This is a genomic window from Ruegeria sp. CG4 (assembly GCF_056537185.1).
The window spans coordinates 34,651-60,642 of sequence record NZ_JBQFRB010000008.1; the positions used below are offsets into that span (position 1 = coordinate 34,651).

General features: G+C 56.2%; 27 protein-coding genes. 9 read left to right on the forward strand and 18 right to left on the reverse strand.

What is annotated here, in order from left to right; genetic code table 11:
• Position 1: 1 nt before the first annotated feature.
• Positions 2-2,512, reverse strand: coding sequence for a heavy metal translocating P-type ATPase (locus tag ACR0J2_RS18245; RefSeq protein WP_171676533.1), 2,511 nt, complete (start codon positions 2,510-2,512; stop codon positions 2-4).
• 173 nt (positions 2,513-2,685) lie between these two features.
• Between ACR0J2_RS18245 and ACR0J2_RS18250 the strand changes: the two genes are divergently transcribed.
• Positions 2,686-2,883: a heavy-metal-associated domain-containing protein gene (locus ACR0J2_RS18250; RefSeq protein ID WP_152460774.1), complete on the forward strand. Its 198-nt coding sequence runs from the start codon at positions 2,686-2,688 to the stop codon at positions 2,881-2,883.
• A 36-nt stretch (positions 2,884-2,919) separates the two neighbouring features.
• On the opposite strand, the gene ACR0J2_RS18255 is transcribed toward ACR0J2_RS18250, so the two are convergent.
• The 9 genes from ACR0J2_RS18255 to ACR0J2_RS18295 form a co-directional block, all read right to left on the reverse strand.
• Positions 2,920-3,648, reverse strand: a complete 729-nt coding sequence (locus ACR0J2_RS18255; RefSeq protein ID WP_480634878.1) for a DsbA family protein — start codon at positions 3,646-3,648, stop codon at positions 2,920-2,922.
• A 1-nt stretch (position 3,649) separates the two neighbouring features.
• Positions 3,650-4,123: a c-type cytochrome gene (locus ACR0J2_RS18260; protein WP_171676532.1), complete on the reverse strand. Its 474-nt coding sequence runs from the start codon at positions 4,121-4,123 to the stop codon at positions 3,650-3,652.
• Positions 4,123-5,493, reverse strand: coding sequence for a multicopper oxidase family protein (locus tag ACR0J2_RS18265; protein ID WP_171676531.1), 1,371 nt, complete (start codon positions 5,491-5,493; stop codon positions 4,123-4,125). Before ACR0J2_RS18265 ends, ACR0J2_RS18260 begins: the two co-directional genes overlap by 1 nt.
• A gap of 39 nt (positions 5,494-5,532) precedes the next feature.
• Entirely contained in the window at positions 5,533-6,432 is a 900-nt protein-coding gene (locus ACR0J2_RS18270) for a c-type cytochrome (protein WP_171676530.1), read from the reverse strand.
• Positions 6,433-6,441: 9 nt separating this feature from the next.
• On the reverse strand, positions 6,442-7,011 hold the full coding sequence (locus tag ACR0J2_RS18275) for a c-type cytochrome (RefSeq protein ID WP_171676529.1): 570 nt from the start codon (positions 7,009-7,011) through the stop codon (positions 6,442-6,444).
• A 60-nt stretch (positions 7,012-7,071) separates the two neighbouring features.
• Complete coding sequence (locus tag ACR0J2_RS18280) at positions 7,072-7,254, reverse strand: hypothetical protein (protein ID WP_157054267.1); 183 nt, start codon at positions 7,252-7,254, stop codon at positions 7,072-7,074.
• 153 nt (positions 7,255-7,407) lie between these two features.
• Complete coding sequence (locus ACR0J2_RS18285; protein WP_171676528.1) at positions 7,408-7,857, reverse strand: c-type cytochrome; 450 nt, start codon at positions 7,855-7,857, stop codon at positions 7,408-7,410.
• A gap of 68 nt (positions 7,858-7,925) precedes the next feature.
• Complete coding sequence (locus tag ACR0J2_RS18290) at positions 7,926-8,516, reverse strand: L,D-transpeptidase (RefSeq protein WP_171676527.1); 591 nt, start codon at positions 8,514-8,516, stop codon at positions 7,926-7,928.
• 631 nt (positions 8,517-9,147) lie between these two features.
• Positions 9,148-9,801, reverse strand: coding sequence for a L,D-transpeptidase (locus tag ACR0J2_RS18295; protein WP_171676525.1), 654 nt, complete (start codon positions 9,799-9,801; stop codon positions 9,148-9,150).
• A gap of 365 nt (positions 9,802-10,166) precedes the next feature.
• On the opposite strand from ACR0J2_RS18295, the gene ACR0J2_RS18300 reads away from it, so the two are divergent.
• Together ACR0J2_RS18300 and ACR0J2_RS18305 are read left to right on the forward strand one after the other, a co-directional pair.
• Positions 10,167-10,478, forward strand: a complete 312-nt coding sequence (locus ACR0J2_RS18300; protein ID WP_171676524.1) for a DUF2933 domain-containing protein — start codon at positions 10,167-10,169, stop codon at positions 10,476-10,478.
• 330 nt (positions 10,479-10,808) lie between these two features.
• Complete coding sequence (locus ACR0J2_RS18305; RefSeq protein WP_171676563.1) at positions 10,809-12,905, forward strand: cytochrome c biogenesis protein CcdA; 2,097 nt, start codon at positions 10,809-10,811, stop codon at positions 12,903-12,905.
• A gap of 9 nt (positions 12,906-12,914) precedes the next feature.
• On the opposite strand, the gene ACR0J2_RS18310 is transcribed toward ACR0J2_RS18305, so the two are convergent.
• From ACR0J2_RS18310 to ACR0J2_RS18330, 5 genes are all read right to left on the reverse strand, one after another.
• Positions 12,915-13,373, reverse strand: coding sequence for an ATPase (locus ACR0J2_RS18310; RefSeq protein ID WP_171676522.1), 459 nt, complete (start codon positions 13,371-13,373; stop codon positions 12,915-12,917).
• A 114-nt stretch (positions 13,374-13,487) separates the two neighbouring features.
• Positions 13,488-14,636, reverse strand: a complete 1,149-nt coding sequence (gene ccmI, locus ACR0J2_RS18315) for a c-type cytochrome biogenesis protein CcmI (RefSeq protein ID WP_171676521.1) — start codon at positions 14,634-14,636, stop codon at positions 13,488-13,490.
• Positions 14,633-15,121 (reverse strand): cytochrome c-type biogenesis protein, encoded by a 489-nt coding sequence (locus tag ACR0J2_RS18320; protein ID WP_171676520.1) that lies wholly within the window; start codon positions 15,119-15,121, stop codon positions 14,633-14,635. The genes ccmI and ACR0J2_RS18320 overlap by 4 nt, the downstream gene beginning before the upstream one ends.
• Entirely contained in the window at positions 15,118-15,687 is a 570-nt protein-coding gene (locus ACR0J2_RS18325) for a DsbE family thiol:disulfide interchange protein (protein ID WP_171676519.1), read from the reverse strand. Before ACR0J2_RS18325 ends, ACR0J2_RS18320 begins: the two co-directional genes overlap by 4 nt.
• Before the next feature lie 4 nt (positions 15,688-15,691).
• Positions 15,692-17,686: a heme lyase CcmF/NrfE family subunit gene (locus tag ACR0J2_RS18330; RefSeq protein ID WP_171676517.1), complete on the reverse strand. Its 1,995-nt coding sequence runs from the start codon at positions 17,684-17,686 to the stop codon at positions 15,692-15,694.
• 236 nt (positions 17,687-17,922) lie between these two features.
• Here ACR0J2_RS18330 and ACR0J2_RS18335 point away from each other — a divergent pair, with 236 nt between their 5' ends.
• Both ACR0J2_RS18335 and ACR0J2_RS18340 read left to right on the forward strand, forming a co-directional pair.
• Entirely contained in the window at positions 17,923-18,753 is an 831-nt protein-coding gene (locus ACR0J2_RS18335; protein WP_171676515.1) for a transporter family protein, read from the forward strand.
• Positions 18,754-18,771: 18 nt separating this feature from the next.
• Positions 18,772-18,990: a hypothetical protein gene (locus ACR0J2_RS18340; RefSeq protein ID WP_480813460.1), complete on the forward strand. Its 219-nt coding sequence runs from the start codon at positions 18,772-18,774 to the stop codon at positions 18,988-18,990.
• A gap of 47 nt (positions 18,991-19,037) precedes the next feature.
• Here ACR0J2_RS18340 and ACR0J2_RS18345 read toward each other — a convergent pair whose 3' ends face one another.
• Positions 19,038-19,703 (reverse strand): hypothetical protein, encoded by a 666-nt coding sequence (locus tag ACR0J2_RS18345; RefSeq protein WP_171676511.1) that lies wholly within the window; start codon positions 19,701-19,703, stop codon positions 19,038-19,040.
• Positions 19,704-19,933: 230 nt separating this feature from the next.
• On the opposite strand from ACR0J2_RS18345, the gene ACR0J2_RS18350 reads away from it, so the two are divergent.
• Positions 19,934-20,989, forward strand: coding sequence for a tyrosine-type recombinase/integrase (locus ACR0J2_RS18350; protein WP_171676509.1), 1,056 nt, complete (start codon positions 19,934-19,936; stop codon positions 20,987-20,989).
• 54 nt (positions 20,990-21,043) lie between these two features.
• Here the strand turns inward: ACR0J2_RS18350 and ACR0J2_RS18355 are convergent, their stop codons facing one another.
• Positions 21,044-21,388 (reverse strand): type II toxin-antitoxin system RelE/ParE family toxin, encoded by a 345-nt coding sequence (locus ACR0J2_RS18355; RefSeq protein ID WP_170417859.1) that lies wholly within the window; start codon positions 21,386-21,388, stop codon positions 21,044-21,046.
• On the reverse strand, positions 21,385-21,642 hold the full coding sequence (locus tag ACR0J2_RS18360; protein WP_170417856.1) for a type II toxin-antitoxin system ParD family antitoxin: 258 nt from the start codon (positions 21,640-21,642) through the stop codon (positions 21,385-21,387). Before ACR0J2_RS18360 ends, ACR0J2_RS18355 begins: the two co-directional genes overlap by 4 nt.
• Before the next feature lie 836 nt (positions 21,643-22,478).
• On the opposite strand from ACR0J2_RS18360, the gene repA reads away from it, so the two are divergent.
• From repA to ACR0J2_RS18375, 3 genes are all read left to right on the forward strand, one after another.
• The gene (gene repA / locus ACR0J2_RS18365; RefSeq protein ID WP_170417853.1) at positions 22,479-23,663 is read left to right on the forward strand and encodes a plasmid partitioning protein RepA; all 1,185 of its coding nucleotides are present in this window, start codon (positions 22,479-22,481) and stop codon (positions 23,661-23,663) included.
• A complete protein-coding gene (gene repB, locus ACR0J2_RS18370) occupies positions 23,663-24,631 on the forward strand; it encodes a plasmid partitioning protein RepB (protein ID WP_171676507.1) in 969 nt (322 codons plus the stop codon). Before repA ends, repB begins: the two co-directional genes overlap by 1 nt.
• Before the next feature lie 177 nt (positions 24,632-24,808).
• A complete protein-coding gene (locus tag ACR0J2_RS18375) occupies positions 24,809-25,864 on the forward strand; it encodes a helix-turn-helix domain-containing protein (RefSeq protein ID WP_171676504.1) in 1,056 nt (351 codons plus the stop codon).
• Positions 25,865-25,992: the final 128 nt, after the last annotated feature.

Genomic DNA, 25,992 nt, shown 5'->3' on the forward strand with positions numbered 1-25,992 from the left:
TCTATTCAGCAGGCGCTGATCGCAGCGCCTGCTCTTCATTCTGCGAGATCTGTTCTCGCCCAACTTTGATCGACTTAACCCGGCGCAACCGCAGCGCGTTGGTCAGGACAAATACACTGGACAGCGCCATGGCACCTGCAGCCAGAACCGGCGACAGCAACGGGCCGCCAAACGGATAGAGCACCCCCGCTGCAACCGGTATGAGCAGCGTGTTGTAGCTGAAAGCCCAGAACAGGTTTTGGCGGATGTTACGCATGGTGCGCTGACTAATATCGAAAGCGTTGACCACGCCTGTCAGGTCACCTGACATCAAAACGACGTCAGCCGCCTCGATGGCGATGTCAGTGCCTGTCCCGATCGCAATTCCTACGTCAGCCGCCGCCAGAGCGGGGGCATCATTGATGCCATCACCCACAAAGGCCAGTTTTCCGCCATTTGAACGCAAATCCTGCAACGCGGATACTTTACCCTCGGGCAGAACCTCGGCCACGACATGATCGATGCCAAGCTGCGCCGCAATGGATTTGGCAGTAGCGGCATTGTCGCCAGTAATCATCGCTACTTTCAGCCCCAGTCCGTGCAAAGCTTCAATTGCGTCTGGCGTGGTGGTCTTGATTGGGTCCGCCACAGCGATTACGGCCGCGATAACCCCGTCTACGGCAGCATAAAGTGGAGTCTTTCCGTTGATTGCCAGTTCAGCGCCCCGATCAGACAGCGCGCCCATTTCAACCCCTTCGCGACTCATCAGGCGGTCAGCCCCGATCAAGATTGTATGGCCTTCGACTGAAGCGCTTACCCCGTAACCGGTGATCGACGTGAAGTCTTCTGGCTTCGAAAGCTCCAGACCACGGGTTTCAGCCGCGCGCACGATGGCCGTGGCGATCGGATGTTCGGATGTGACCTCAACGGCAGCCACAAGGCGCAGAACCTCATCCTCGGCCAATCCTTCGGCCACAATAAGGTCGGTCAGCTCCGGACGCCCTTCGGTCAAGGTCCCCGTCTTGTCCACTGCAACAACGGTGGTTTCCTGCAGCATTTGCAAGGCGTCGCCCTTTCGGAAAAGGACACCCATCTCGGCCGCGCGGCCGGTGCCGACCATGATTGAGGTGGGTGTGGCCAACCCCATGGCGCAGGGGCAAGCAATGATCAGTACCGCAACCCCGGCTACCAACGCCAAGCTGAGCGTGGGATCGGGTCCGAACAACATCCAAACCAGCACAGTCATTACGGCCACAGCGATCACTACAGGCACGAACCACAGCGTGATGCGGTCAACCAAGCCTTGAATCGGAAGCTTGGCACCCTGTGCTTGTTCGACCATTTGAATGATCTGGGCCAACATAGTGTCTGCGCCGATCTTTTCAGCCCGGTACGTCAATGCGCCCGTGCCATTGACTGTTCCGCCGACCACAGTTGCGCCCTCGGTCTTTTCGGCAGGAACCGGCTCGCCGGTGATCATGCTTTCATCAACATATGACGCGCCGGTCACTACGGCACCATCCACCGCGATTTTTTCGCCCGGTCGAACGTGCACAATATCCCCTACAACGATCTGCTCGATCGGTAGCTCAACAACCGATCCGTCGCGCTCAACTCGCGCTGTTTTTGCCTGCAGACCGACCAATTTTCGGATCGCTTCACCGGTTCGCCCCTTGGCGCGCGCCTCGAGGAACCGCCCCAGCAATATGAGAACCACGATCACCGCTGCGGCCTCGTAGTAGACGTTTGCGGTGCCGGCGGGAAGAACACCCGGCGCAAAGGTGGAAACAAGCGAGAACCCATAAGCCGCCGAAGTGCCCAGGGCCACCAGAGAGTTCATGTCCGGCGCGCCTTTGAACAAGGAAGGGAATCCCTTGGTGTAGAACTGCAAACCAGGGCCAAAAAGAACGATCGTGGTCAGAAGGAATTGCAGGTAATAGCTGTTCTGGATGCCGATCGTGCTCGCTATCAGGTGGTGCATGCCCGGAATAACATGCGAGCCCATTTCAAGGATAAAGACCGGCAAAGCGAGCAAGGCGGCAAAGCTTGTTCGCCGGGCCAATTGGCGAATCTCTTTGGCTTTGCGGTCTTGTGGTTCGGTCTGCGTCGCGGATCGCAGGCTCGCCGGATAGCCAGCAGATGCCGCAAGCGCCGCGATGGCTTCGGGTGTTGTGACTCCCTCAGCATAACGTACAGTTGCACTTTCGGTGGCCAGATTGACCGACGCGGACAAGACGCCATCATCTGCTTGCAATGCCCGTTCAACGCGCCCCACGCACGATGCGCAGGACATGTTCTGAATATCCAGCGTTACCTCTTCCGTCCGTGCCGGATATCCGGCGCTGTTTAACGCATCAGCAATGGCCGCTTTATCGGCTGGATCGCGGAAATCGACCTGAACGCTTTCGCTGGCGAGATTAACCGAAGCGGCATCTACCCCTGGCACATCTTTCAACGCGCGCTCGACGCGCCCTACGCAAGAAGCACAGCTCATACCCTGAACTTGAAACCTTGCACGTGAAATTTCAGTCATATTGTCACCACCAATGTTCTGCTGACGGGCAACATAAGGGTTCCAGCAAGTGGAAGGTCAAGGGATGGGGTTGACTTTCTTTTCCGCTAATTTTGGCGATCCAATTTTCACGACTTGACCTTCCTGTGCTGGAATACTTTAGCCGGGACAACGGAAAACAGGAGCAAACATCCATGACGACCCTAAATATCCCGGATATGAGCTGCGGGCACTGCAAGTCAGCTATCGAAAAAGCCGTTGCCACGGTGGATTCCTCCGCACAGTTGGACTTTGACATGGAAAACCGCAGGGTACGTGTCTTAAGCGCCAATCCACTTGATCATATCCTTGCTGCTCTGAAGTCCGAGGGATACGAAGCCACGGTCGCATGAGAAACTTAGGGGCGCACATTCAGTCGCCCCTTGGTTTTATCTTGCGTCTCTGACTGCCTCGATTAGCCGGGTCATTTCATCTTCGGCGATCAGCCCCGGGGCAAGAGCATCTCCAATCACAAACGAGGGGGTGCCACTGAAGCCAAGCTGTCGGGCCAATTCCATGGACACCTGAATATGTGCGTCGACTTCCGGCGCCTCCATATCTGCGCGCAATTGATCCTCGTCCAGGCCGAGTTCACGGACAACTTTCAGGACACTGGCCTCAGTGGCACGACCGTCCAGAGCCATAAGCGCCCAATGAAATTCTTCATATTTTCCCTGATTGCGTGAGGCAAGCGCGGCGCGTGCCGCGAAGTCGGAACCTTCTCCGAGTATGGGCCATTCTCGATAGACAACTCGTACATCGGAATCGCCTGCGATTACGTTCTTCACAACCGGGGCAGCGCGTTTGCAATACGGGCAGTTGTAGTCAAAAAACTCGACCACGGTTACATCGCCTTTCGGGTTTCCGATGACAGGCGCATTCGGATCCTGTTCCAGCAATTCACGCTGATTTTCCAAGACGCTTCCAATTGCTTCGGCTTTTGCCTGATTCTCGCGCTGTTGAAGCAGTTGAATCGCCTGCATGATGATCTCAGGGTTTTCCAAAATGGCTTCCAGAGCCAGCCGTTTCACATCGGAGTCAGACAGTTCGTCGGCGCGTGCCATAGGAACGCCAATCGACATGGCGATGGCGATTAAGCCTGCAAGTATTCGTTTCACATCAGTTTCCTTCCGTTTGTTCTGCCTCGGTGCGCTGCTCTTGCAGCTTGCGTTCCCGATCCGGCCAACTCTCCTTGATGAAGGCAAGGATGTCCCAGATTTCCTGATCCGACAGAGTGTCCTCGAAACCTGGCATACCGCTTTTGACATCAGAGACGCCCATCTGTTTTAGTGTTTGGTCCCCGCCAAGCTTTGTATAATCGAACAACAGCTTGTCGCCGTGATGCCAGGTGTGCCCTGTTCGGTCATGCGGGGGAGCCCGCAAGACGCCATCTGGATCAGGTGTCTGCCAATCTGGTTGACCCTCCAAATCTGCCCCGTGGCATGACGCGCAGTTTTCGGCATACAAAACTGCACCACGTGCCGAATCCGCCGATGAACTGTTCTGCGCACGCCCACCCAAGCCCCAGCCAGCGACCGCGACAATGATCACCACAGCAGCCAGTGACAGCCAATTCGCCGCGCTCTTGTTCATCACGCCACGCTCAGCCAGGTCTTCATACCAGCGGCCTGATGCGACAGCATGTGGCAATGAAACAGCCAGTCCCCCGGGTTATCCGCAACGAACGCAATCTCCCGCGTTTCCATCCGGTCAACCAGGATTGTGTCCCGCAGCGGCCCCAGGCTGCCGTTCGGCAGAACTTCCTGAAAGTGCGTCCCGTGCAAGTGCATGGCGTGCGCAAAGACAGTGTCGTTCTGCATCTGAATACGGACTATGTCGCCACGCGAAACGGAAGCGAGCGGGTCTTCGGGTAACCCTGCGACTCCGTTGAATGTCCAGATCTGTCCTTCCTGAACCAACTCATTAGCGCTCATGACTTGGCCGTTGTAAGTACCTTGACGCAGTCCGCCCATCGCCCCGCCTTCCATCACCAATGGAACCTTTAAGGCGTCAGAAACATCTTCAAGAAAAGAAACAGGGTTGGGTGGCAGAGCTTCAATCTCACCGCGGCTGGCAGATGTACCGCTTCCCGAAACCGGGATCTCAGCGATAACAAATGATTCATCGCGTTCGTGAAGAGTTATTTGAACGGCTTCGTTCGATTCCGCTGTGACGTCGACGATCAAGTCTGCTCGCTGTGCAGGTCCGAAAACAAGTGTTTCGAAATCTTCTGGCTGCCTTACAGGCATGCCATCATAAGCGACCAGTTTCCCGTTTGCGCCACCTACTGACACATACATGATCCGATCAGTTGCCACGTTGACCATTCGAATTCGCAATCGCTGGTTCGTCAAAACTTCGGTCATTGGCGATATGCGCGCGTGAACGTAGTTTCCCATCCGACCTGCATGGGTCCAATCATGCATTGCACCAAAATCATCAACTATTTGAGCGTCCTTAGACAACCGCCAGTCATCCAGAAGGATCGTGATGTCATGGTCCGTGTCCGGCGGGTCCGTTTCGTCGACGATGAACGCGCCGTAAAGGCCCCTGGCCACTTGTTCCGTTGACTGGTTGTGAGAGTGATACCAGAAGGTCCCCGCGTCCTTCAGAGGCAAGTCATACTGAAATTCGCCGCCGGTTGGTACAGCCTCCTGCGTAAGGCCCGGCACCCCGTCCATATTGTTTGGAACCCGCAATCCGTGCCAATGGATTGCTGTAGGCTGAGGTAGCGAGTTCAGGAGTGTCCGGCGAACCGTTTCGCCTTGCCGGGCACGAATTTCAGGGCCCGGAACACCGCCATCATATCCCCATATCTCGGTCTCCGGATAGTTGTCGGGGGCAACACGTGCCAACCCTGAACGCGCCTCGATTATTCGGGGGGCGGTAGCCGCCCTCCCGATAGTCGGCATTGCGATTAGTGCCGACGTGCCTGCAACGAATTGCCTGCGATTGAGCTTCATGAGGACTTCCCTCCAAAGAAAATTTGATCTCTCACTCGATTACCCCCCGTCGTGCACATCTAGCAGATAAGTCGCCATTGCCTTCCGGTCTTCGTCTGTCAGAAAGCTGGTGCTATAGTTTACGACCTCTCCCATGGCGCCGCCGAAGACATCGCCATCAGGCATGACGCCGGTGCGCAACGCGTAGGCCAAATCATCTACCGTCCAACCACGCTTTTGCAGGGTCTCAAAGTCGATGGCCGGTGCCTTGTCACCGCCCGGCAGGGAGTCACTTCCTTTGAAGTGTTCCGTGTCCGAATTTCTTGCGCCAGCCAGGTTCCTCCCGGTGTGGCAGGCCGCACAATGCGTGGCACCTTCGACCAGTAGCCGACCCCGGTTCCACACTTCGTCATTGCCCGGCACGGGATCAGTGCGGGGTGGTTCCAGAAAAGCCGCGCGCCACAGCTTCAGGCCCCATCTCTGATTGAAGGGGAACGCCATTTCCTGCTCTTTTGACGGTTCCGCTACCGGTGGAACCGTTTGCCAGGCTGCCCAGAGATCGGCGATTTCCTGATCCGTGAAGTTGGCATAGAACGGATAAGGAAAGGCTGGGTAATAGGGTTCACCATCAGGCGACACGCCCTGACGCACCGCGCGGGCAAAATCCTCGATTGTCCAGTCACCGATCCCGTGGTCAGGATCTGTGGTCAGGTTCGGTGAATAGAGCGTGCCGAACGGGGTATCCAACTCCACCCCACCGGCCAAGGGCGCGCCCCCTTTGGCAAAATCTGTGTGGCAAGCGATACAGCCACTTGCCCTTGCCAGATACGCCCCGCGGTTAACGTCACCCTGAATGTCGAGAGCTTGTAAGGGCTGGCCAATCGGCCAAGCCATCACGGCAACAAGTCCCGCTGACGCCGTTAGGGCGGCAGCAAGGCCCAATCGGAATATCGGTCTCATGACGCATTCCTATTCCGACCGAAATTGCGTGTGACATGCCGAGCATGTCTGGCTCAGCATCATGAACACACCATCTGCCGGCATTTCAGAAAGTTGTGCCTGGTTTGAACTGCCGCCCATCATTCCGGCACCCATCATAGAACCGCCACCCATCATGGATGCGCCGCCCATCATGCCCGAACCATGGCCCGACCCGGACATCATCAACCCGTTGTCCGCCGCAAGCGCAAGGCCTTCAGAGTAGGTTTCCAACTGTCTGGCTAACTCTGCAAATGAACCCCAATCCTGCCAGATCTCCGATTTGGCCTCCGAGGGTTTGCCATCAGATCCCTCTGGAAACAGCTTTGTCATGCTCTCGCCAGCGTGACGCCCGATTTTCTTGGCCTCGCTTCGTACCGTTTGCGCATTGTAGGGCGTTTTCCCCTGCATCATCGGCGTAAGGATCTTCATGCTGTCCTTCATCGCGGACATACCATCCATGCGTTCTTTGACGATGCCGGTTGCGCCACCATGCGCCAGGGCGGCGGCTGCGAACAGAGAAATCAGGGCAACGCCTGTGGTCATTTTTAGAATGTTCATTGTTTTGTCCTTGTCGTCTGCTTCGACGCGCCCAGGTTGAGCGCAATTCGACTGGTCAGATCAGGACACGCGGCGGTGGTGGGTCAAACGCCGCGATACCGAGAACCCGGTATTGGGCTCGAGGGATCGAGTATCTTTGTTCAGTATCTTGGGGGCCAGGCGGTGGTGGACCCATCGAAAATAGACCAACAGCGTTGCAAATCGTTCCGCCATGACAATGTCCGGGATGACCCTGCTTGACATGCTCAACGTCCGCGGAGTCCGTTTGGTCAATCACGTGCTGTGAACCATTGCCATGTGCATGAGCAGAATCGGCCGTCACAAGCAGCCCGCCAATGGTCAGCACCATTGACAGTATGATGTAACGAATTGCACTGCCCATTCGGCTCGTCACCTTCAGAAAATCCCGTTTTCCTGCTGCAGCTCTCTGATATACGCAACGATGCCCTTCACATCCGCACGGGTCAAGCCATCGACCGGCGGCATATTGCCGAACTTCCAATGGTGTGCCCGAACTCCATTCTGGACTGCCACATAAAATGACTCGTCCGAATGGTGGCCTGGCTCATAGATTTTATGCACCAAAGGTGGTGCAAGGCCTTCCAGACCTGTTGCATTCGCGCCATGGCACGCCGAGCATTTGGCGTCGAATGCCACTTTGCCGACGGCCGCAAATTCGCTCAGTTGCTCTGGCAGGTTGACGTTTTCGATTGGGTCTCCTTGCTCCAGTGCTGACGTATCGGGCGGCGTCATCGAGTGACCTGTTGGTTGCTGATTTAAGTTGTAGACGAACGCGGCGGCGCCTGCGATCACTACTCCGCCTATCAAGAGTGTAAGTTTATCCATCTCTGTTCTTCACATGATTGTCAGTTTCTGACTTTTGGGCCCGCTCAGAAAAATCGCATTGACCAAGGTCAGATCAGTTTTACCTGCGTGCCTACAGCCGCCAGCTCGAACAATTCCGCAATCTGATCGTTGTATAAGCCGATGCAGCCATTGGAGGATTTTCTTCCGATCTTGCGTGTGTCGTTAGTGCCGTGGATCCGGTAGTATTGCCAGCTCAAATAAAGTGCATGTGTCCCCAGAGGATTCTCCGGACCCGGGCCCACATAGTCGGGCCAAGCAGGGTTGCGCTTTTTCATTGCTGGTGTCGGTCGCCAAGATGGCCCCTCAACCTTGCGAGTTACTGTGGTGTAGCCCAGCCTTGTAAGGTCTTCCGTCAGCGGCACGCTGGTTGGATACATCCGATAGACGCTCTCGTCTTCTGACCAATATTGCAGGACCTTGGACTGTGTATCGGACAGGATCACACCATTCTTAAGCGTATCAAAGTGATCCTGCCATTTAGCAACGCGGAATGAGGAAACATTCCGGCGCGTCCCCTCAGTTGTCGTTGATTGGGCCCAAACCGCCGGTGCTGGAAAAAGGGTTGTCGCAGCAAACGCGGCAATCACTCCGCGTCGCGTAACAGCCTTTCTATCACTGTTCGTTTTCATGCCTGCCATCCCAAAGTTTATTCTTTTTCCGACTCAAATAACTCGTATGCCCGGTTCCTGCGCTGGAAGGTCAACAGGCAAATGACATTTCATATGGGATGCCTCGTCTGAATTGTCGTTGCCGTTGTCGCAGGGATATTTCCTTAAAAGGCGGACCCAAATCATCAAGTCATTGTGGAAAAGCAATTTTCTTGGACGTAATTCCAGGATGCTATAAGCAAAACCTGACTTTTTTGAATCAGCCGAGCACAAAAAAGCAACGCTAACAATTGCTTAGTTCTTGGTGAATTGATGTGATCACCCGTCGATGCGAGGGTATCAGGTACTACAAATGACAAACACAGTGGACTAAACACCATGTGCTTCAAGAAAGCTTTCCAAGCACTGGCCGCACTTATGCTCGTCAGCGCCTGCACCGAAACAACGTCGATATCTGCAGAAAGCGAGCCCGGAACGCTTTCCCGAGTTCCTGACGCCGTTGCCCAGATTGCTGCTCCGGGCCAGGACCTGAACGCCGTTAAAATCATGCCTGAGGACGGTTGCTATTGGTATCGCTACGTGGGGCCGGTTGAAACAACCTACCTGCCACTCAGGACTATTGAAGGGCGCCCAATCTGTACGCGCGCCTGACAAGCGCCTATCAGCTGGTCGCGGTCAGAAGGCGCTCGGGAGGGTAGAGATGAGCCGTGGACCCTGGCCTGACACGATCATAAAGCCCGATGATATGTGGCATCGCCATCCTTACGCAGCCAGAACTTGCGCGACCTCCGATAGATCTTGGATAAGGCGTTCCGTGAATTCGCAGGTATGTGTCGCGACCACCTTCGAATAGATAAAACGCCCTTGATCCCAATGGGTTTGTCGGCCCACCGGGCACACCATCTGCGAATTGCGCATATTCATCAGGGTCGCGCTCAATCATTTCGGCTGTAGGAGTCCAACGCGGCCATTTGGCCTTTCGCTTGATTGTGTAGACACCGGGCTCGTAAAGATTGCCTCGGGCAATGGCTACGCCGTAACGCATTGCTGTGCCACCGTCTTCGATGAAATACAGATATCGTGCCACCGCGTCGACATGAATGTCACCCGGAATAAGTGGTCGATTGGTTTGCACACGCTGAGGCAGGAAACGTGGGTGTAACCCCCAGGGATTGGATGTTGCGGGATCAAAATTGGCTGGCGTTACTTGCGCATCCCACTCCGACCATTGCGAGGCAGCCGCCGACGTCACTCCAAGAACCGGCTGAGAGAAAATGGCAAGCGAACTTGCAACAAAATGTCGTCTGGTCAGCATTTATAGCGCTCCTGTTGCCTGGAGTTAGTACTCAGGGGATTAGACAATCCGCGACGGGGGAAGATTTGTCCATTTAATTGTTCGTTCGATACCGCCACGATCCACCCGCGAGTTTTCAAGGCATAAAGTGACCTAGGCAGCTTCGTGTTTAACCTGAACCTTCACCAAGCCTCGGGTCGACAATGCCTGCTGTGTCATATCCCCTGAAATCTTCCAGGTTCGGACCGCGTCTATGTATCGAGTAGCGCCCTGGGAATTGCAGAACTGGTTTGACAGCTTCAAATTCGCTTCCCGCCAAATCAGCTTGACCTTCCATCGTGGGAAGGCGTTAGCAGAGGTCTCCAATCCGAAATTTGGAGTTGAATGTGAAAGAAAAACAGATTGCAGACGCGCCGCAGGTGTCAGCACCGGTTAGCGGCGGCAAGATCCTGAAATGGGGCATGATGGTATGTTGCATTGCCATGATAACGCCGATCGTTCTCTACTTCATCGCCGGCGGGACGGCTGGCGGGCTTTCTGACTCCTTGGGTCTTTTCGCACCGTTGATCCTGTGCCTCGGAGCCCATTTCTTTATGCACAAGGCGATGGGAAAATCCTGTCATTCGAACAAATCTGAATCGGAAGGACCAAAGGCAACAGACGCCGCGGTCGGACCGAACGCAGTACACCGGCAATAATCTTCAATCATGAAGCTTTGGTGCTCAAGGTTGGCCGCCATGTCGCTGGCCGCTCTTTCGCTGGCGGCTTGCGCACCACGCCCTAAACTATGCCCGTTGCAACCGCCGCAGCCTGAATACGCACTGCCCCAAGGTTGCCGGGTTCAGTGGGAGGGCGCGAATGGCGGGGCCTATTTCATCTGCGAAGACGGGCGCGAAGGTTTCGTGAGCTGATCGTGGGGATGTGACATTCCGGCTCGTTGACCCTCCAGCGCTGGAATCTGGCAGAAACGGGTGCAAAACAACCGATGGCAACGCGCAATGGCAAGAACACTCCTAAATTTATGTATTATGATCTTGGGGTTAATCTTTGGCCAGACTTCCGCCGGGACAAGCCTTGCAGCTACATCCCAAGCGTATGAATCAGAGCCCCTGGTCGCACACATAATTACCGCGCAGGACGGGATCGCGCCTGACGTCAAGACGATCACTGCAGGACTGCATCTGAAACTGGGCGAAGATTGGAAAACCTACTGGAAGTCGCCTGGTGAGGTGGGAATTCCGCCCAAGATCACTTGGAACGGCTCGCAAAACGTCAGCGACGTACAGTTTCACTGGCCCGCGCCGATCCGTTTTCGCGCCTTCGGGATCGAGAATTTCGGGTACAAGGACGAAGTGGTCTTTCCGCTGACCGTCACACTCGAGAACCCCGGAGCGCCAGTTGACTTGAAGGCCGCTGTGACAACGCTGATCTGTTCCGATATCTGTGTGCCGGTCGAGTTTTCGCTGGACTTGTCGCTGACTCAGGGAACGGGTCGGGATCAGGACTCGGCCCGGCTTATAAATGCCTTTCTGTCGCGGGTGCCAACCACGGGAAACACAGGCGGAATGAAGTCCGATGCCGCGACCCTGGATACCGTGTCCGAGATGCTGACGCTGAATTTCACCAGCGACCTGCCCTTTGATGCGCCTGATGTCTTTCCCGACATGGGACGTGATACCGCGTTTGGTGCACCCGACATCCGGCTCGCTGGCGACAGGCGTCAGCTATGGGTGCAGTTCCCGGTCCTCGCTCTGGCACAGGACCCCCCCTCCTTGTCCGTCACGGTTACCGACACCAACCGCGTGGCCGAGTTTTCGCCCCGTACCGACTCTCCCCCTACCCCGCCACCATATGAGATCGCGGCCGCCGAAACTTCAGCCAGCGCGCTGGTCTGGATCATTTTGCTGGCGGTGGGCGGCGGGTTGATTCTGAATGTCATGCCCTGCGTACTGCCAGTGCTTTCGATCAAGCTTTCCTCGGCGGTAAAGGCTCGCGACCGCTCTGCGGCTCAGATTCGCGCCGGGTTCCTGGCTTCGGCAGCCGGAATCCTGACATTCATGTGGCTGTTGGCGGCTATCACCATTGCGGCGCGGTCGCTGGGCTATTCCGTCGGCTGGGGCATCCAGTTCCAGAATCCGCTTTTCCTTGCGGTGATGATCGTGGTGCTGGCGGTTTTTGCAGCCAGCCTCGCGGGCCTGTTCGAGATCACGCTGCCGCAGTCGCTGAACACCCGGCTGGCCCATGTCGAAAAGGGCCGCGTGTCGCTGGTCGGGGATTTCCTGACCGGAACTTTTTCAGCAGTTCTGGCGACGCCCTGCTCGGCCCCCTTCCTCGGCACGGCGGTGGCCTTTGCCTTGACCGGCCGACCGGAGGATATCGTGGCGATCTTCACCGCAATGGGGGTCGGGCTGGCCATTCCTTACTTGCTGGTTGCAGTACACCCGAAACTCACCGCCGCTCTGCCTAAACCGGGGCGTTGGATGGTGGGATTAAAATGGGCCCTGTCGGCGGCACTGCTGACCACGATCGGCTGGTTGGTCTGGGTGATGGTCGGGGTGGCCGGAGACACTGCTGCAACTGCTACCGTGCTGGCTGCAACTGTGCTGGTCCTGTTGATCTGGAAAAGTACGATGATGCCACCCGTTCTGCGCTGGACAGCCCTGTTGCTGACGCTGACCGCAGCGTTTGCTGCACCGGTTGCGATTGCCGGCAAAGACCGGTCCAAGCTGCTTGAGCCAGCCGGAGAGATCCCCTGGATTACCTTCAGCCGCTCCGAAATCGCGCGCCTTGTGTCGCGCGGCGAGGTGGTTTTCGTCGATGTCACAGCCGACTGGTGTCTGACCTGCAAGGCCAACAAAGCGCTGGTGCTGGAACGCGGCGAGGTTCTGGCAACACTGCAATCGGACAAAGCAATTCCGATGCAGGCCGACTGGACCCGCCCCGACGATGTGATCGCCCGGTTCCTTGAGGACAATGGCCGGTTCGGGATCCCCTTCAACATCGTCTACGGCCCGTCGGCCCCCGAAGGCATCGCCCTGCCAGAGATCTTGACCACGAACGCCATTCTCGACGCGATGGAACAGGCCGCGCCGATTGCGGGCGGAGCTGTGGAAAGCGGATCCTGACCCCGGAGTTCACATATCCCGGATGCGATTGCTCTGCTGCGCCAAACGCATGGTCTCGTGCTCTTCCATATCCAGTAGCGCCTGAAGGAGTTCGCGTGCCTCGGGTATTTCGGCCCGCCCTTGCAAATACCGATATAAATCGATCACCTGATTGTGAAGATCGAAGACCGCTTCGCAGATCTCATCGACGCTCATCTGTGCGAACGGTCTGTCGCAGGTGCGATGTGGGTCGATCGGCTCATGGCCCAAATAGTCATATACCCACGTGTTGAGCGCTTTGGGATCGGCTCGTTTCACGAAGCCATCGACGATTTTCTCCAAAGCAGCCTCATGGTCGGCGAGGTAGGTAAGCAACATCCTGACCAGCTCCTGCTCGGACTGTGTCGAACAGTGGGCCAAACATTCAGCGAGCCAATGATGCATTTCCCGCGTCCAGACAATTAGATCAGAAAACGTTTCAACTTTCATGGTCTCAACCTCCTAAAGATCGGCATGTGATAGCCTAAACCGGAATTTTCCAGATGGCTCACTGGGCATCAGCGCGAAGTCGGCGCCGGCCCGATCCACGCCGGGCTGCGGGAATCAACCCCCCAGTTCCAGCAATGCCCGGTCGATTGCCACCTTGCGCGGATCCTCCTGCGGCAGGTCATCCGCCAGATCCCTTGCCCTGCCATAGGCGTTCCGGGCGCCGTCGCTCTCGCCCAGCACCGAATAGGCGTTGCCCAGCCGCATCCAGCCGTCCAGATCGCCTGGGTTTTCCTGCATCCGGCTCGCCAGCCGTTCGACCATCGAGCGGATGAAGGTCTGCCGATCTTCGTCGGACATCTCCTCGGCCGTCGCCACCTGATCGGCAGTTGGGCCGGGCATGGAAGGGGCAAAAGCCGCCAGATCCACCGGCGCCCGTCCGATCGACGGGGCGATGCGGTTAAGCTGGGCCACAAAACTCTCCATCCATGGCCGGAACTCCTCTTCGGCGTCGATCCGCGTCTTCAGTAGATCATAGGCCTTATCAGGCGATCCAGCCTGCTCCAGACCAATGGCTTTGTAGAATGTCGCTGCTGGGTTCGATGGGTCCAGTTCCAAGGCTCGTTCAAACGCCCGATCAGCCTTGGGCGTAACGACACCGTCATCGGCATAGACCAACGCCTCGCCATATTGCGACACCAGCGCTGAATTCGCATTGGGTCGGTCCAGCAACCCCTCGAACGCATCTGCGGCATCTCCAAAACGTCCCATACGCATATAGGTCTGAGCCAACAACACCCATCCCTCGGTTGGCCCGCCGGTTTCATCCGCCTCGAGCCGCGACTTCAGGCGCACGGCAAGGTCGGCGATTTCACGGGCTTCGGCCTGCTCCCCCTCGCGTTGGGCAAATGGCTGGCTGGGGATGTCGGGATTACCCAGTTGCCAATAAAGACCGGCTCCGAGCGCAGGAACTGCCAGCGCGGCAAGTAGAATCAGTGCACGCCCGGAATGGCCCATCATCGCTTTGTCGTCCGATTGCCGGTCAATCGCTTTCAGGCGACGTTCTATCTCGGCTCTGGCGGCCTTGGCTTCTTCGGCCGAGATAATTCCTCGTTCCAGGTCCTTCTCTACTTCGCCGATCTGGTCGGAAAAGATGGCAGAGGCGCTTTCTCGTCTCGACAAATCCGAGGTCTTGCGCCCCATACCGGAGAGGGCGAGCGTCAGAAACACCGCCACGGCCATGAATGAAAAGATAATCCAGATCATGCGTGCGGCTCCGTGAGTGAATGGTTTTCGGGATTCCGTTCTTCGCTCGCGCCGCGTTCCGTCTCTTGTTTTCGCGACTTCCGATATCGGCGCGCATTTTGGGTCAATACCGCTGCAGTCGCGATACCACCCAGCCCCAGGATGACGAAAGGCGCAACCCACAGAATGTAAGTTGATGGCTTCCATGGCGGGTTGAACAGAACATAGTCGCCATAACGCGCAACCAGAAAGTCCAAAACCTGCTGGTCCGTGTCGCCTGCCACCAGCCGTTCGCGCACAAGCAGACGAAGGTCGCGCGCCACGCCAGCGTTAGAACTGTCGATGTCTTGGTTCTGGCACACCACGCAGCGCACCTGTTTTGAAATCGCCCGGGCCCGCTCTTCCAAAACCGGATCTGCAAGTATCTCGTCGGGCTCAACCGCGAATGCCGACTGCGACACCAGCGTCGCCAAAGTGACTGCGGTAATTACAATGCGACGTATCATGAGGCCTCTCCTCCGGCCGCCCGCGCCTGATCCAGCGCGGTGCGCATCTTTGAAATTGCCTCGTCGCCCAGCACCGGGCCGACAAAGCGGAATACGACCTTGCCCGCGCCATCAATCACAAAGGTCTCCGGCACGCCGGAAATCCCCCATTCGATCCCGGCTCGGCCGTCCAGGTCGGAACCGATGCGCTCATAAGGGTTGCCCAGATCGTCGAGCCATTTCCGCGCGTCCTGCGGCTTGTCTTTGTAGTTGATGCCCATCAGGCGAATGCCCTCATCGCGTACCATACGCGTCAGCACCGCATGTTCGGCCCGGCAAGGCACGCACCAGGACGCAAACACGTTGACCACGATCGGAGCTGACCCGTCATTTTCCACAAGATCGGTGCTGGACAGCCCGTGGGTATCCAGCCCATCAACCGGCGGCAAGTCGAACTCAGGCACCGGCTGCGAGATCAAAACAGACGGGATTTCGTTCGGATCGCGATCGGGATTCAGTCCCCATAGCAAGAAGGCACCCAGGATGCCGGAAATAGTAATTGGGAACAGTGCAAATAGACGTTTCATTGCCCTACTCCGCCGCCACCGGAACGGAGCTCTGCCCAGTCCGTTTTCGTGGTGCACCGACGCGTAGACGCCGATCGGAGAGTGACAAGACACCACCAAATGCTAACAATCCTGAACCTATCCAGATCCAGACCACCAATGGCTCATACAAGATACGCAGGGTCCATTTGCTCTGTTCTGATTCCGCCGCCGGTTCCGATATCGAGGCGTAAAGGTCCCCTGCCAACGTCGTTCGAATTGCCGACTCGGTCGTACTGGTACCCGCCACGAGATAGGCCCTGCGCTCGGGTTGAAGCGTGGTGACATAAGCGCCATTGCGAAATACCGTCAGTGTGGCCGTGCGAGACAGATAGTTCGGACCGCGAAGCTGTTCCACACCGTCAAAACGCACGTCGAACCCTGCTATCTCAATCTGTGTTCCGGGCTCGGCAAAAGTCACGACCTCGGATTTCCAAGCGCTGGACCCGATAAAGCCGATCATACAGACAGCCAACCCCGCATGGGCCACGACCATGCCGTAATGAGAACGCGGTAGGTTGCGGGCCCGACGCAGGGACTCGGCCAACGGCGCCTCACCCAGTTTAATTCGGCTGGCCCACTCTGTCAGCACAGCGCCCAGCAACCAAACCGCAAGGCCGATCGACACTACCGCCAAGGCTGGGCCGCCGGTATCCAGATACCACACAAGCAATGCTACGAGCAGGCTAACCCCGGCCACCCATTTGAGCCGGGACAGAACACCGCGCAAATCCGCCCGCTTCCATGACAACAGCGGCCCAATCCCCATTACAACGACCAGAACCAGCATGATCGGCACGAAACTGGCGTTGTAATAGGGTGGTCCAACCGAAATCTTTTCACCTGTCACAGCCTCAAGCAAAAGCGGATAAAGCGTACCGAATAGAACCGTCGCCGTTGCGGTGGCCAGCAGCAGGTTGTTAATAAGCAAACCGGCCTCGCGGCTGATCGGGGCAAAAAGACCGCCGCCCTCCATCTCCGGTGCGCGTATGGCAAACAGCGTCAATGAACCACCGATCGCGACAGCCAACAGCGCCAAGATGTAAATGCCGCGTTCGGGATCGACCGAAAACGCATGGACCGATGTAAGCAAGCCTGAGCGGACAATGAATGTCCCTAACAAGGACAACGAGAAGGTCAAAACGGCCAGTAGGATCGTCCAACTTTTGAAGCTGCCGCGCTTTTCGGTCACAATGGCCGAATGGAACAGCGCTGTGCCAGCAAGCCAGGGCATAAACGAGACATTCTCGACCGGATCCCAGAACCACCAGCCACCCCAACCCAGTTCGTAATAGGCCCACCAGCTGCCCAGAACGATACCAAGTGTCAGAAACACCCAGGCCGCCAATGTCCAGGGTCGGACCCACCGCGCCCATGCCGGATCGACCCGCCCCTCAATCAGGGCAGCCACGGCGAAAGAAAATACGATCGAGAAGCCGACATAACCCAGGTATAGGAACGGCGGGTGCATAGCCAGGCCGACATCCTGCAACAGCGGATTTAAATCCTGACCATCCAGCGGTGCCGGAAACACCCGGTCGAACGGGTTCGAGGTGAACAGCATGAATGACAGGAACCCCGCACTGATCCAGGCCTGAACTGCCAGAGTGCGCGCCTTGAGTTTCAGCGGGATGTTCCGAGCCAACAGAGACACACCCAGCCCGAAAATCACCAATATCAGAATCCACAACAGCAGCGACCCTTCGTGGCTACCCCAGGTCGCAGCCACCTTGAAAAGCATCGGTTTCAGCGAATGAGAATTGCTGGCCACATTTAGCACAGTGAAATCGCTGACCACGAAGGACCACATCAGAGCGGCGAAGGCGATAGCAACCAGCGCTGTCAGCAGGACCGAGGTCGCAGATGCCGATCGCATCCACATGACATTGTTCCGTGCTGCTCCAATCAAAGGTAATACGCTTTGCACCAAGGACACGGCCAGGGCAAGCGCCAGGGCGAACTGCCCGATTTCCGGTATCATTCCAATCCCTCCGGATTTCCGGTTTTGCGGCCTTGTCCGACAATCCAGCGCTGGAGGGTCAAGCGCATTATTGCCGCACCCCCTTCGGCTGATGCATGCTTGACGAGCGCAAATCTGGCCGGCGGCCTTGACCTTCCAGCGCTGGAGACCCCCACCATTCCGGCTTCACCAATGGGCGTACCGAACACTTTGTTTTCAGGACACGGATTCAGGAAACAAACGAACACGAGGGCAAAATGACACGGAACAACAGCAAGATTTCGTGCGTCTGGCAACGCCTCCAGGCCGTAATACTGGCTGGGGGGCTGAGCCTCGGGTCACCTGCCATGGCCCAACCAGAAAACCGTCCGGCTGACAACGTGGCGATGAACCCGCAAGCCTCCAGCAACATGTCAGGTATGGGAAGCATGTCCACGATGATGCGCCCCGATGCGGTGCCGCCAACGGGTGTCGTTGGCGGTATGCATCCGCCTGAGGGAGTTTTGATGCCGATGTTCTCTTACATGAACATGGAGATGGACGGTAAACGTACCGGAACGCAGTCGCTGTCTACCTCGGACGTGCTGTCGCAGTATCCGATCGCGCCGCTCAGCATGAGCATGAACATGGCGATGGTCGGCCTGATGTACGGTGTGACCGACGAAATCTCGGTGATGGCGATGCTGCCCTATACCCGCAAGACGATGAAGCACCAGACCCGCATGGGCCAGACCTTTAAGACCAAGGCACAGGGGTTTGGCGATCTGAAGATCATCGGCGGATATGATATCTACAAATCCAACAGGCAGGTGCTGGAACTATCTCTTGGCCTCGGTCTGCCGACCGGCTCGATAGACGAGACCGACACCACACAGGCCGGGCCGGACCAGCTGCTGCCCTACCCCATGCAACTGGGTTCAGGCACTTACGACCTGCTGCCGGGCGTCACCTATACGGGCCAGAACGCGGATTGGTCGTGGGGCGCCCAGCTGGCGGCCATGATCCGGATGGGTGAGAATGATGCCGGTTACACCTTGGGCAACGTCTATTCAGCAACAGTTTGGGGTGCACGGCGCTGGAATGACTAGTTCAGCTCTTCGTTGCGGGTGGTCGGCGACATCGTCAAAAACATTGACGGGTCGGATGCGCGCCTGAACCGAGGCATGGTGCCCACCGCCGATCCGACCCTGCGCAGCGGCCAGTTTCTGAGCATCGGAATCGGAGTGAATTACCTTGTGTCGGGGTCGGGTGCTTTGGCGGGCACGCGTCTGGGTATCGAGGGCGTGATCCCGGCGTATCAAGATCTGGGATGGGCCCCAGCTTGAACGCGATTACGCAGTCTCCTTCGCGATACGCAGGGCGTTCTGACCCTTCAGCCCCAAACCGACTGTAAACGGACAATCAGCGCCGCCGCGGTGGTCAGAACGACCACTGACACCGCCATCAGTAGCAGGGTCAATATCACAGGTCCGCCGCGCCCGGGTACGCGACGTGCCAGTTGGGCCGCAAATCCAGTACCGTGGGCGATCTGGCTCTGAACAACGGATAGGTATAGCGGCAGCGCTCCGACCAGCGTGGCGTACAGGTAAACGCCTGAGATGTTCTCGAAGTAGGCGGAGCGCACCAGCGTCGGACCGACTACCCGCAACGCCACTACGGGATCACCGCCGAAAGACCCGAACCAGTCCGCCGAAAGCGCGTAGATCAGCGCATGCAGCCCGATGAACAGGACGGCCCGAAGCAGCAGGTCAATCAGCAGATACCGGGCCGGGATGGCTCCTTTGCCCCGCGCCCTTACCCCAACTGCGAAAAGAAAAAAGCTGAGATAATTTACGAGGAACACAACCGGCAACCCGTTCGTCACGACCTGGCGCAAAAACCGAACAAACGCGGGACCACTGTTCAGGAGGTGCGTCGCAAAGCCCGGCGTGCGCAAAACGAAGATGGCCAACAGTGAAAACAACGCGAGGCAACTGACAATCAGCGTGTTTCTGGCAAACTTCCAGAAAGGCAATTCAGTGGCAAAATATCTGTTCATTTCATTTAGTTTGCCAACGGTTCCAGCGCAATGTCGATGCCAAATGGGTCACAGACCTGCCACAGAACCTTCGATTTTATAGTTTCGCAAGCCCTCGACCCGCCTTACGCGCGAAAATCGACCGTTTTGACCATTACATTTGCAACCCAGCTTTGTTATCTTTAAACGTGATAAGTACCGCTTATCAAATATGATTGATTTTGCAGGAAAATGCGCGCAAAATAGCCCCCATGAAGCCTCCTGCGCCCTATCTCCCTGCCGCCTCCCCTGCCCTGTCTGTCGAAGACCAGGACGCGCTCACCGATCTCTATGTGCGCGGCACGCCGGCCAACACGCTGCGCGCTTATGAGCGCGATCTGCTCTACATTACGGCCTGGAAGGCAGCACGGTTCGGAGTGCCGTTGGACTGGCCCGAGAGCGAGGCCACAGCGCTGGCCTTCATTCTCGATCACGCCCGCGATCTGGGAGATGCCGCGCCCGAGGATGTCGCGCGTCAGAGTGCCGAGATGTTGATCGCGCAAGGGCTACGCAAGTCCCTCGCCTGCCCGGCCCCTTCTACGCTGGACCGGCGCATCGCCTCCTGGCTTGCCTTTCATCGAATGAAGAACCTGACCAGCCCTTTCGGTGCGCCGCAGGTGAAGCAGGCCCGTGCCAAGGCGCGCCGCGCCGCCGCCCGGCCCCCTGCCCCAAAATCGCAGCAACCGATTACCCGCGATGTGCTCGAGCAGTTGCTGTCCACTTGTCGGGGGTCCCGGCGGGATTGCCGCGACCGCGCCATCTTGATGCTGGGTTGGGCTTCGGGTGGTAGACGGCGCTCGGAGATCACCGGGTTGATGTTTGAAGACGTCTCGCTGAAGGAGTTCAACGAGAAAAGCCTGGTTTGGATTTCACTGCTGGAGACCAAGACGACAACCAAAGGTGAAACGCCGCGGCTGGTGTTGAAAGGCCGCGCAGCCCAAGCGCTGGCCCATTGGATCGAGGTGGGTGAGATTCAGGACGGCCCCTTGTTCCGGCCTGTTTCAAAAGCCGATCGGGTGTTAACCCGCCGCCTCAGCCCGGATGCCATCGCGCAGATCGTCAAGCGTCGGGTGAAACTGGCGGGCCTGCCGGACGGGTTCGCTTCCCCCCATGGGCTGCGCTCGGGCTTCCTGACCCAGGCCGCGCTGGACGGCGCCCCGATCCAGGCCGCGATGCGCCTCTCCCTGCATCGCTCCATGGCCCAGGCGCAGAAATACTACGACGATGTGGACATCGCGGATAACCCGGCGACTGATCTACTGGGGTGAGTAGTTACTGACTATTTAATAATCCCCGCTTGAGGGAAACTCCGGCTGCTGTGCCTATGTCTTGTTTCCTGTCGCATCTGTTAACGTGGCCAGCGCGGAAACATGTCGCGGCAGATCGCAACGGGAATGCAGGATATCAACAATGATCACCGCGTCCGGCTGATCCAGATAAACCAGGAAATGCTCTCCTGCGCGCACATATCTGAGATCCGCCGCCTCTTCGACCAATATAGAACAACTTCGGCTGGCCACCCTGCCCTCTGTGATGGCCTGACAGCGCGCTATTAGTTCTTGTTCATAAAGATCGGCTTGATGCGATCCAAACTTGTCGATGGTCCATCGGGCAATTTCCACCAGGCTGGATTCAGCGCGGCGTGTCAGTCGAAAGGGTCTGGTCACGCCTTGGCTCGTGCCCTTGCAAAGGCACGACGGATCGCATCCGAACCCCTGCCTTCTGCCAAATCTCCGGCCTGAGCCTGCGCTACACCCTCCTGCAAGCCTTGTTTGAGAGACTCCAGCCCCGCTTCTTCCCGCTCCAAAAGCCGAAGGCCGGCGCGCAACGCTTCACTGGCGTTCTGATATCGACCGGACGCAACCAGATTCTGCACCAGTTGATCCTGCGATTCTGTAAGTACAACATTGCGGGTTACCATGGCGTAAGCCTCCTTTTTGGCAATATATGCCAACGAGACCGTCTGTTCAACGATTGAGGAGCCCAAAATCACTAATTCGAGCAAGCTGGTTTTATGGACGCTAATGGGACGTGAACACACGGATCATGTCTGTGATCCCATATGAATCCAATGACGGTAGAGACTTGCGTCAAAAGCCGCGCCGCGCAAGCACAGCTGCACTGGATCGAGGACAGTTCCCTGTTCCGTCGCAACTTACAGGCGCACAATTCCCGAAACCCCGCCCTCACGGTATGCCATTTCTTGGGCAATTGGCGAGCGGCTGACTCTAGCCGGAATGTTCGCGTGTTTTCCTCTGCGCACGGGCTGAGCTCGGTGTATCTGACCCAGATCGCCATGCCATTCTCACCGCATCGTACTCCCGTACTGGCGCAGAAGTATTGTTACGAAGTTGGTATCGCAGAAAACTCGATAACGAAATTGTTGGTGAGAGAATTTGACCAATCAGCTCAACTAGCTCCCTGCCCTTCCCAATTGCGCAATTTGCGCCAAAAGCCGTTCGGCCTTCACTCCAACTCCATGCTAGAGGCGTTCTACTCAAAGCGGAGCATAGGGAGGAGTTTTACAGGAATGCCTTCGCATGCCTACGTTAGAACTTCATCGACTGAAAGAACCCATGATCCCGCTCAACCGAGTTTACAACTGTAAACCACCCTGCTCTGATGCAAAGCGTATGTAGTCCTCCGCGTTGGAAAACCTACAATATAGGCGAAAATCCTTGACTTAGTGCTATGAATCACGGCTGTTTATCTCAAGTGGCGCAAAAATGACCACATTCTTTAATTTGAGGCAACTACATGATTCCCGTGACACCACTTGCGGCAGAAAGACCATCGGCACTCGCCACGGAAATATCTGAGAGATTAAACTCGGCTATCCGGGAACATCTACTTGCTGCATTTGCCCCCGACAATACCAAATCACTGCGAAATTTTGCAGCGCCAGAAGCTGCTGAACTCTTAGGAGTCTCAGGTCAATTCATGCGCAAAGTCCACGCAGAGGGAACGATTCCTGAACCGAATGACGTACGCAGCGGTAGGCGTTACTATACTGCCCAAGAACTTTGGGAGGCTCGCGAAACGCTTGAGAAAACCTCACGCAAAAAAGGGCGCTATGTCCCTCGCCGGACTGAAGGAGAAAAGCTCCAAGTCTGGCAGTTGATGAACTTCAAAGGCGGCAGCAGTAAGAGCACCACAACAATTCACTTGGCTCACTATTTTGCGCTTCGCGGTTACCGTGTGCTGGCTGTTGATCTGGATCCTCAAGGCTCTCTTACATCCATGTGCGGCATAAGCCCCGAAATAGAGTTTGACGGGCTGACGATTTACGATGCTATTCGATATGAAGATCCGGTAGATATGGCGGACGTCGTGCTTCCGACGTACTTCCCCGGTCTCTCTGTGGCTCCGTCACGGCTTGTTCTTTCCGAATTTGAGACAGAATCTGCCGTTCACTCCAACCCAGACCATCCGTTCTTTACAAGAATACGGAATGCCCTGGCCCAGGTGGAAGGAGATTTTGACCTTGTTCTGATTGATAGCCCACCTCAGCTAGGATTCTTGACAATTGCTGGGATGGCGGCCGCCAGTTCATTGCTTGTGCCACTTACACCTTCGATGCTGGACGTGTCTTCGACGGCTCAATTTCTCGAACTCGCTGGTGCTTACATGGCAGTCATTGAAGATGCCGGCGCTACGCTCGAATACGACAACTTCAAATTCCTGATAACGCGTGACGAGCCAACAGACGTACCGTCTCAACAACTGGCTTCGTTCATGCGGGCACTGTTTCAGGATCGCGTTATGTCAGCCACAGCCCTCAAAAGCACCGCGGTCAGTGACGCCACAATGCTCAAACAATCAATTTACGAAGTCGTGCGGTCAGAAATGACACGCGCAACTTATGATCGGGCAAAGAACTCAATGGATGCGATCGGCTCTGAGGTAGAGCAAATGATCCATCAAGCATGGGGACGCAGCTAATGGCTAGAAAGTCGCTTCAGGAGATGTCGGGGATCGCAAACACCATCGCGCGCTCTAGCCCCAAGGCCATCGATAAAACTCCAAAACCCAATGCCCCTGCTCTTGGTGCGCTTCAGGGCTCTCTTGCCGCAATCAGGGAAATTGACCCTGCTCTGATCGACGACTGGGGGCCTGCCGATAGGCTCGGTGAGTTTACAGCTGTAAACATTGACGAAGAAGACGATAGTTTTGAAAGCTTGATGTCGAGTATACAAGACGGTGGCCAACAAGTTCCCATTCTTGTCAGAAGATCGAAATCCGACGGTCGATACGAGGCAATTTATGGACGGAGGAGGCTCAAAGCCTGTCGTGAACTTGGTATTAAAGTCCGCGCCAATGTTCAGGATATCGACGATGCTTCAGCGCTTCTCGCCAAAGGGCTTGAGAATGCTGCGAGGCGCAATCTTTCCTTCTACGAGAAAGCACGTTTCGCCGAGGCGATCCTGACTTCCGGGCATGACACGGCAACGGTGCGGCAAGTATTGAACGTTTCGAAATCAGGGCTGTCTCACCTGACAAAAATTACGCAACATGTTCCTGCAAAGATTGGTGACATGATCGGCGCAGCCCCAAAATCAGGCCGCCCAAAATGGACCGTGCTTGCAGAGCACTTCGTTGCAGGCAAGCTAGCGGAAGATGAAGCTGCAAATCTTCTTGCAACCATTGAGCCATCGATGTCGTCAGATGATCGGCTGGAAATGCTCCTAAAAGCAGCTGCCAAACGCGGTGCAAGACAAAGAGAAGGTGCAGCCGAACTCAACCCAATCGAAGGCGTTACAATCAAATCTACCAACGGATCACTAACTGTTTCGGTCAAAAGGACCGGAGCTAACGCTGGCTTCGCTAGCTGGTTGGACGAAAACATGGCTGAAATCATTAAGCGCTCACACGCTGAGTTTACAGCTGTAAACGCCAAGAAAAAGAACTGAGGACGAGCAGAAAGGAGGAAGGCAAACAAACAAAACCCCCGAAACCGGAGCTTCGAGGGCTGCTGCGCAAAGCGCAATTCTTAGATTAGACACCTAGAATCTAGCAGCACCCGAATCGCCACACAAGAAAAAACGCTCTTGAGCGAACGGGTAATTTTTGTCTGCCGATAGATAATCATGAAAACACTAACAGCATTGGCTCCAAATGGAGCAACCTTGTCGGCAACGACAGGGCAGGGGAGTAGTACGCCCAAAAAATGGATACTTCTTCGCGCCGTTGAAGAGGCCAGAGAACCTCTTGGGTTAAAATCCACAACTCTCAATGTCCTGAGAGCCATGATTTCCTTTTTGGGCGGTGATCAGATTGCTGCGGACCAAGATGATCATCACATCTGCTTCGCTTCCAACGCGGCGATCGCCAAACGAACGCATGTCAGCGTGCAGACAGTTGAGCGTCATATCTCGACGCTGGTTGCGCTTGGACTTATCCGCCGCGTAATGAGCGCAAACGGCAAGCGATGGGCGCGCCGGGATCGACAGGGCAGGGTGGTCACCGCAACCGGGCTCTCGTTGATGCCTTTGTCTGAACGGCACGCTGAGTTCATCCAAGAAGCCCAGAGGCATGCTGATCGAGTTCTCGAGTTCACTGTACTCCGTGACAATGTTTCCGCCGCTCTGGCGCGCCTTAGGGAACTCGTAGCAAATGACACCGCGATCTCTGATTTGATGACCACCGTACGCAATGCTCTGCGTCGCAAACCAGATGCGAGTGTACTCAGCAAGCTTCTGGCAGAAATCTCTGTGGAAATCTCCGAGATAACACAGACAGATACAGAAAATTTGAGGGCCAGTGACAGTGAAATTGAGGGGCACAAAGAGGACTCTCTGAATCCAGAAGTTAAGAAAGAAGAACTTTCTCAGATTCAGGTTTCTCCAGGCCAAATGGAGCGCAGTTTTCCACGGCTATGCTCAGAACTACGCTTTGCTAAAGATCAGCACCACTGTGATCGGCTTATGGACGATATCGCCGAGTACCTACGGCTTGGCCAAACCTGGTATGCAATGAAATCAACGTTTGGCCCAGCTATTCGCTTCATTGTTCTTGGATACATTTTTCAACGTGCTGAGAACATACAGTCTCCAGGGGCTTACCTGATTTCATTATTGGCTAAGATTGAAAAGGGAGAGCTGTCTCCAAAGGCAATGCTGTCGCGGACCTCCAATGCCACGTAACTTTGGGAAGGAGGATGAGGTTTACCGTTTTCAGATTACACATCCAATCGATGATCGGATTGAAGAGTTTGAAAAAGGTGAGCAATAGGATTGACCTCTATAAATCACGTAACCATAAATAGTGAGCT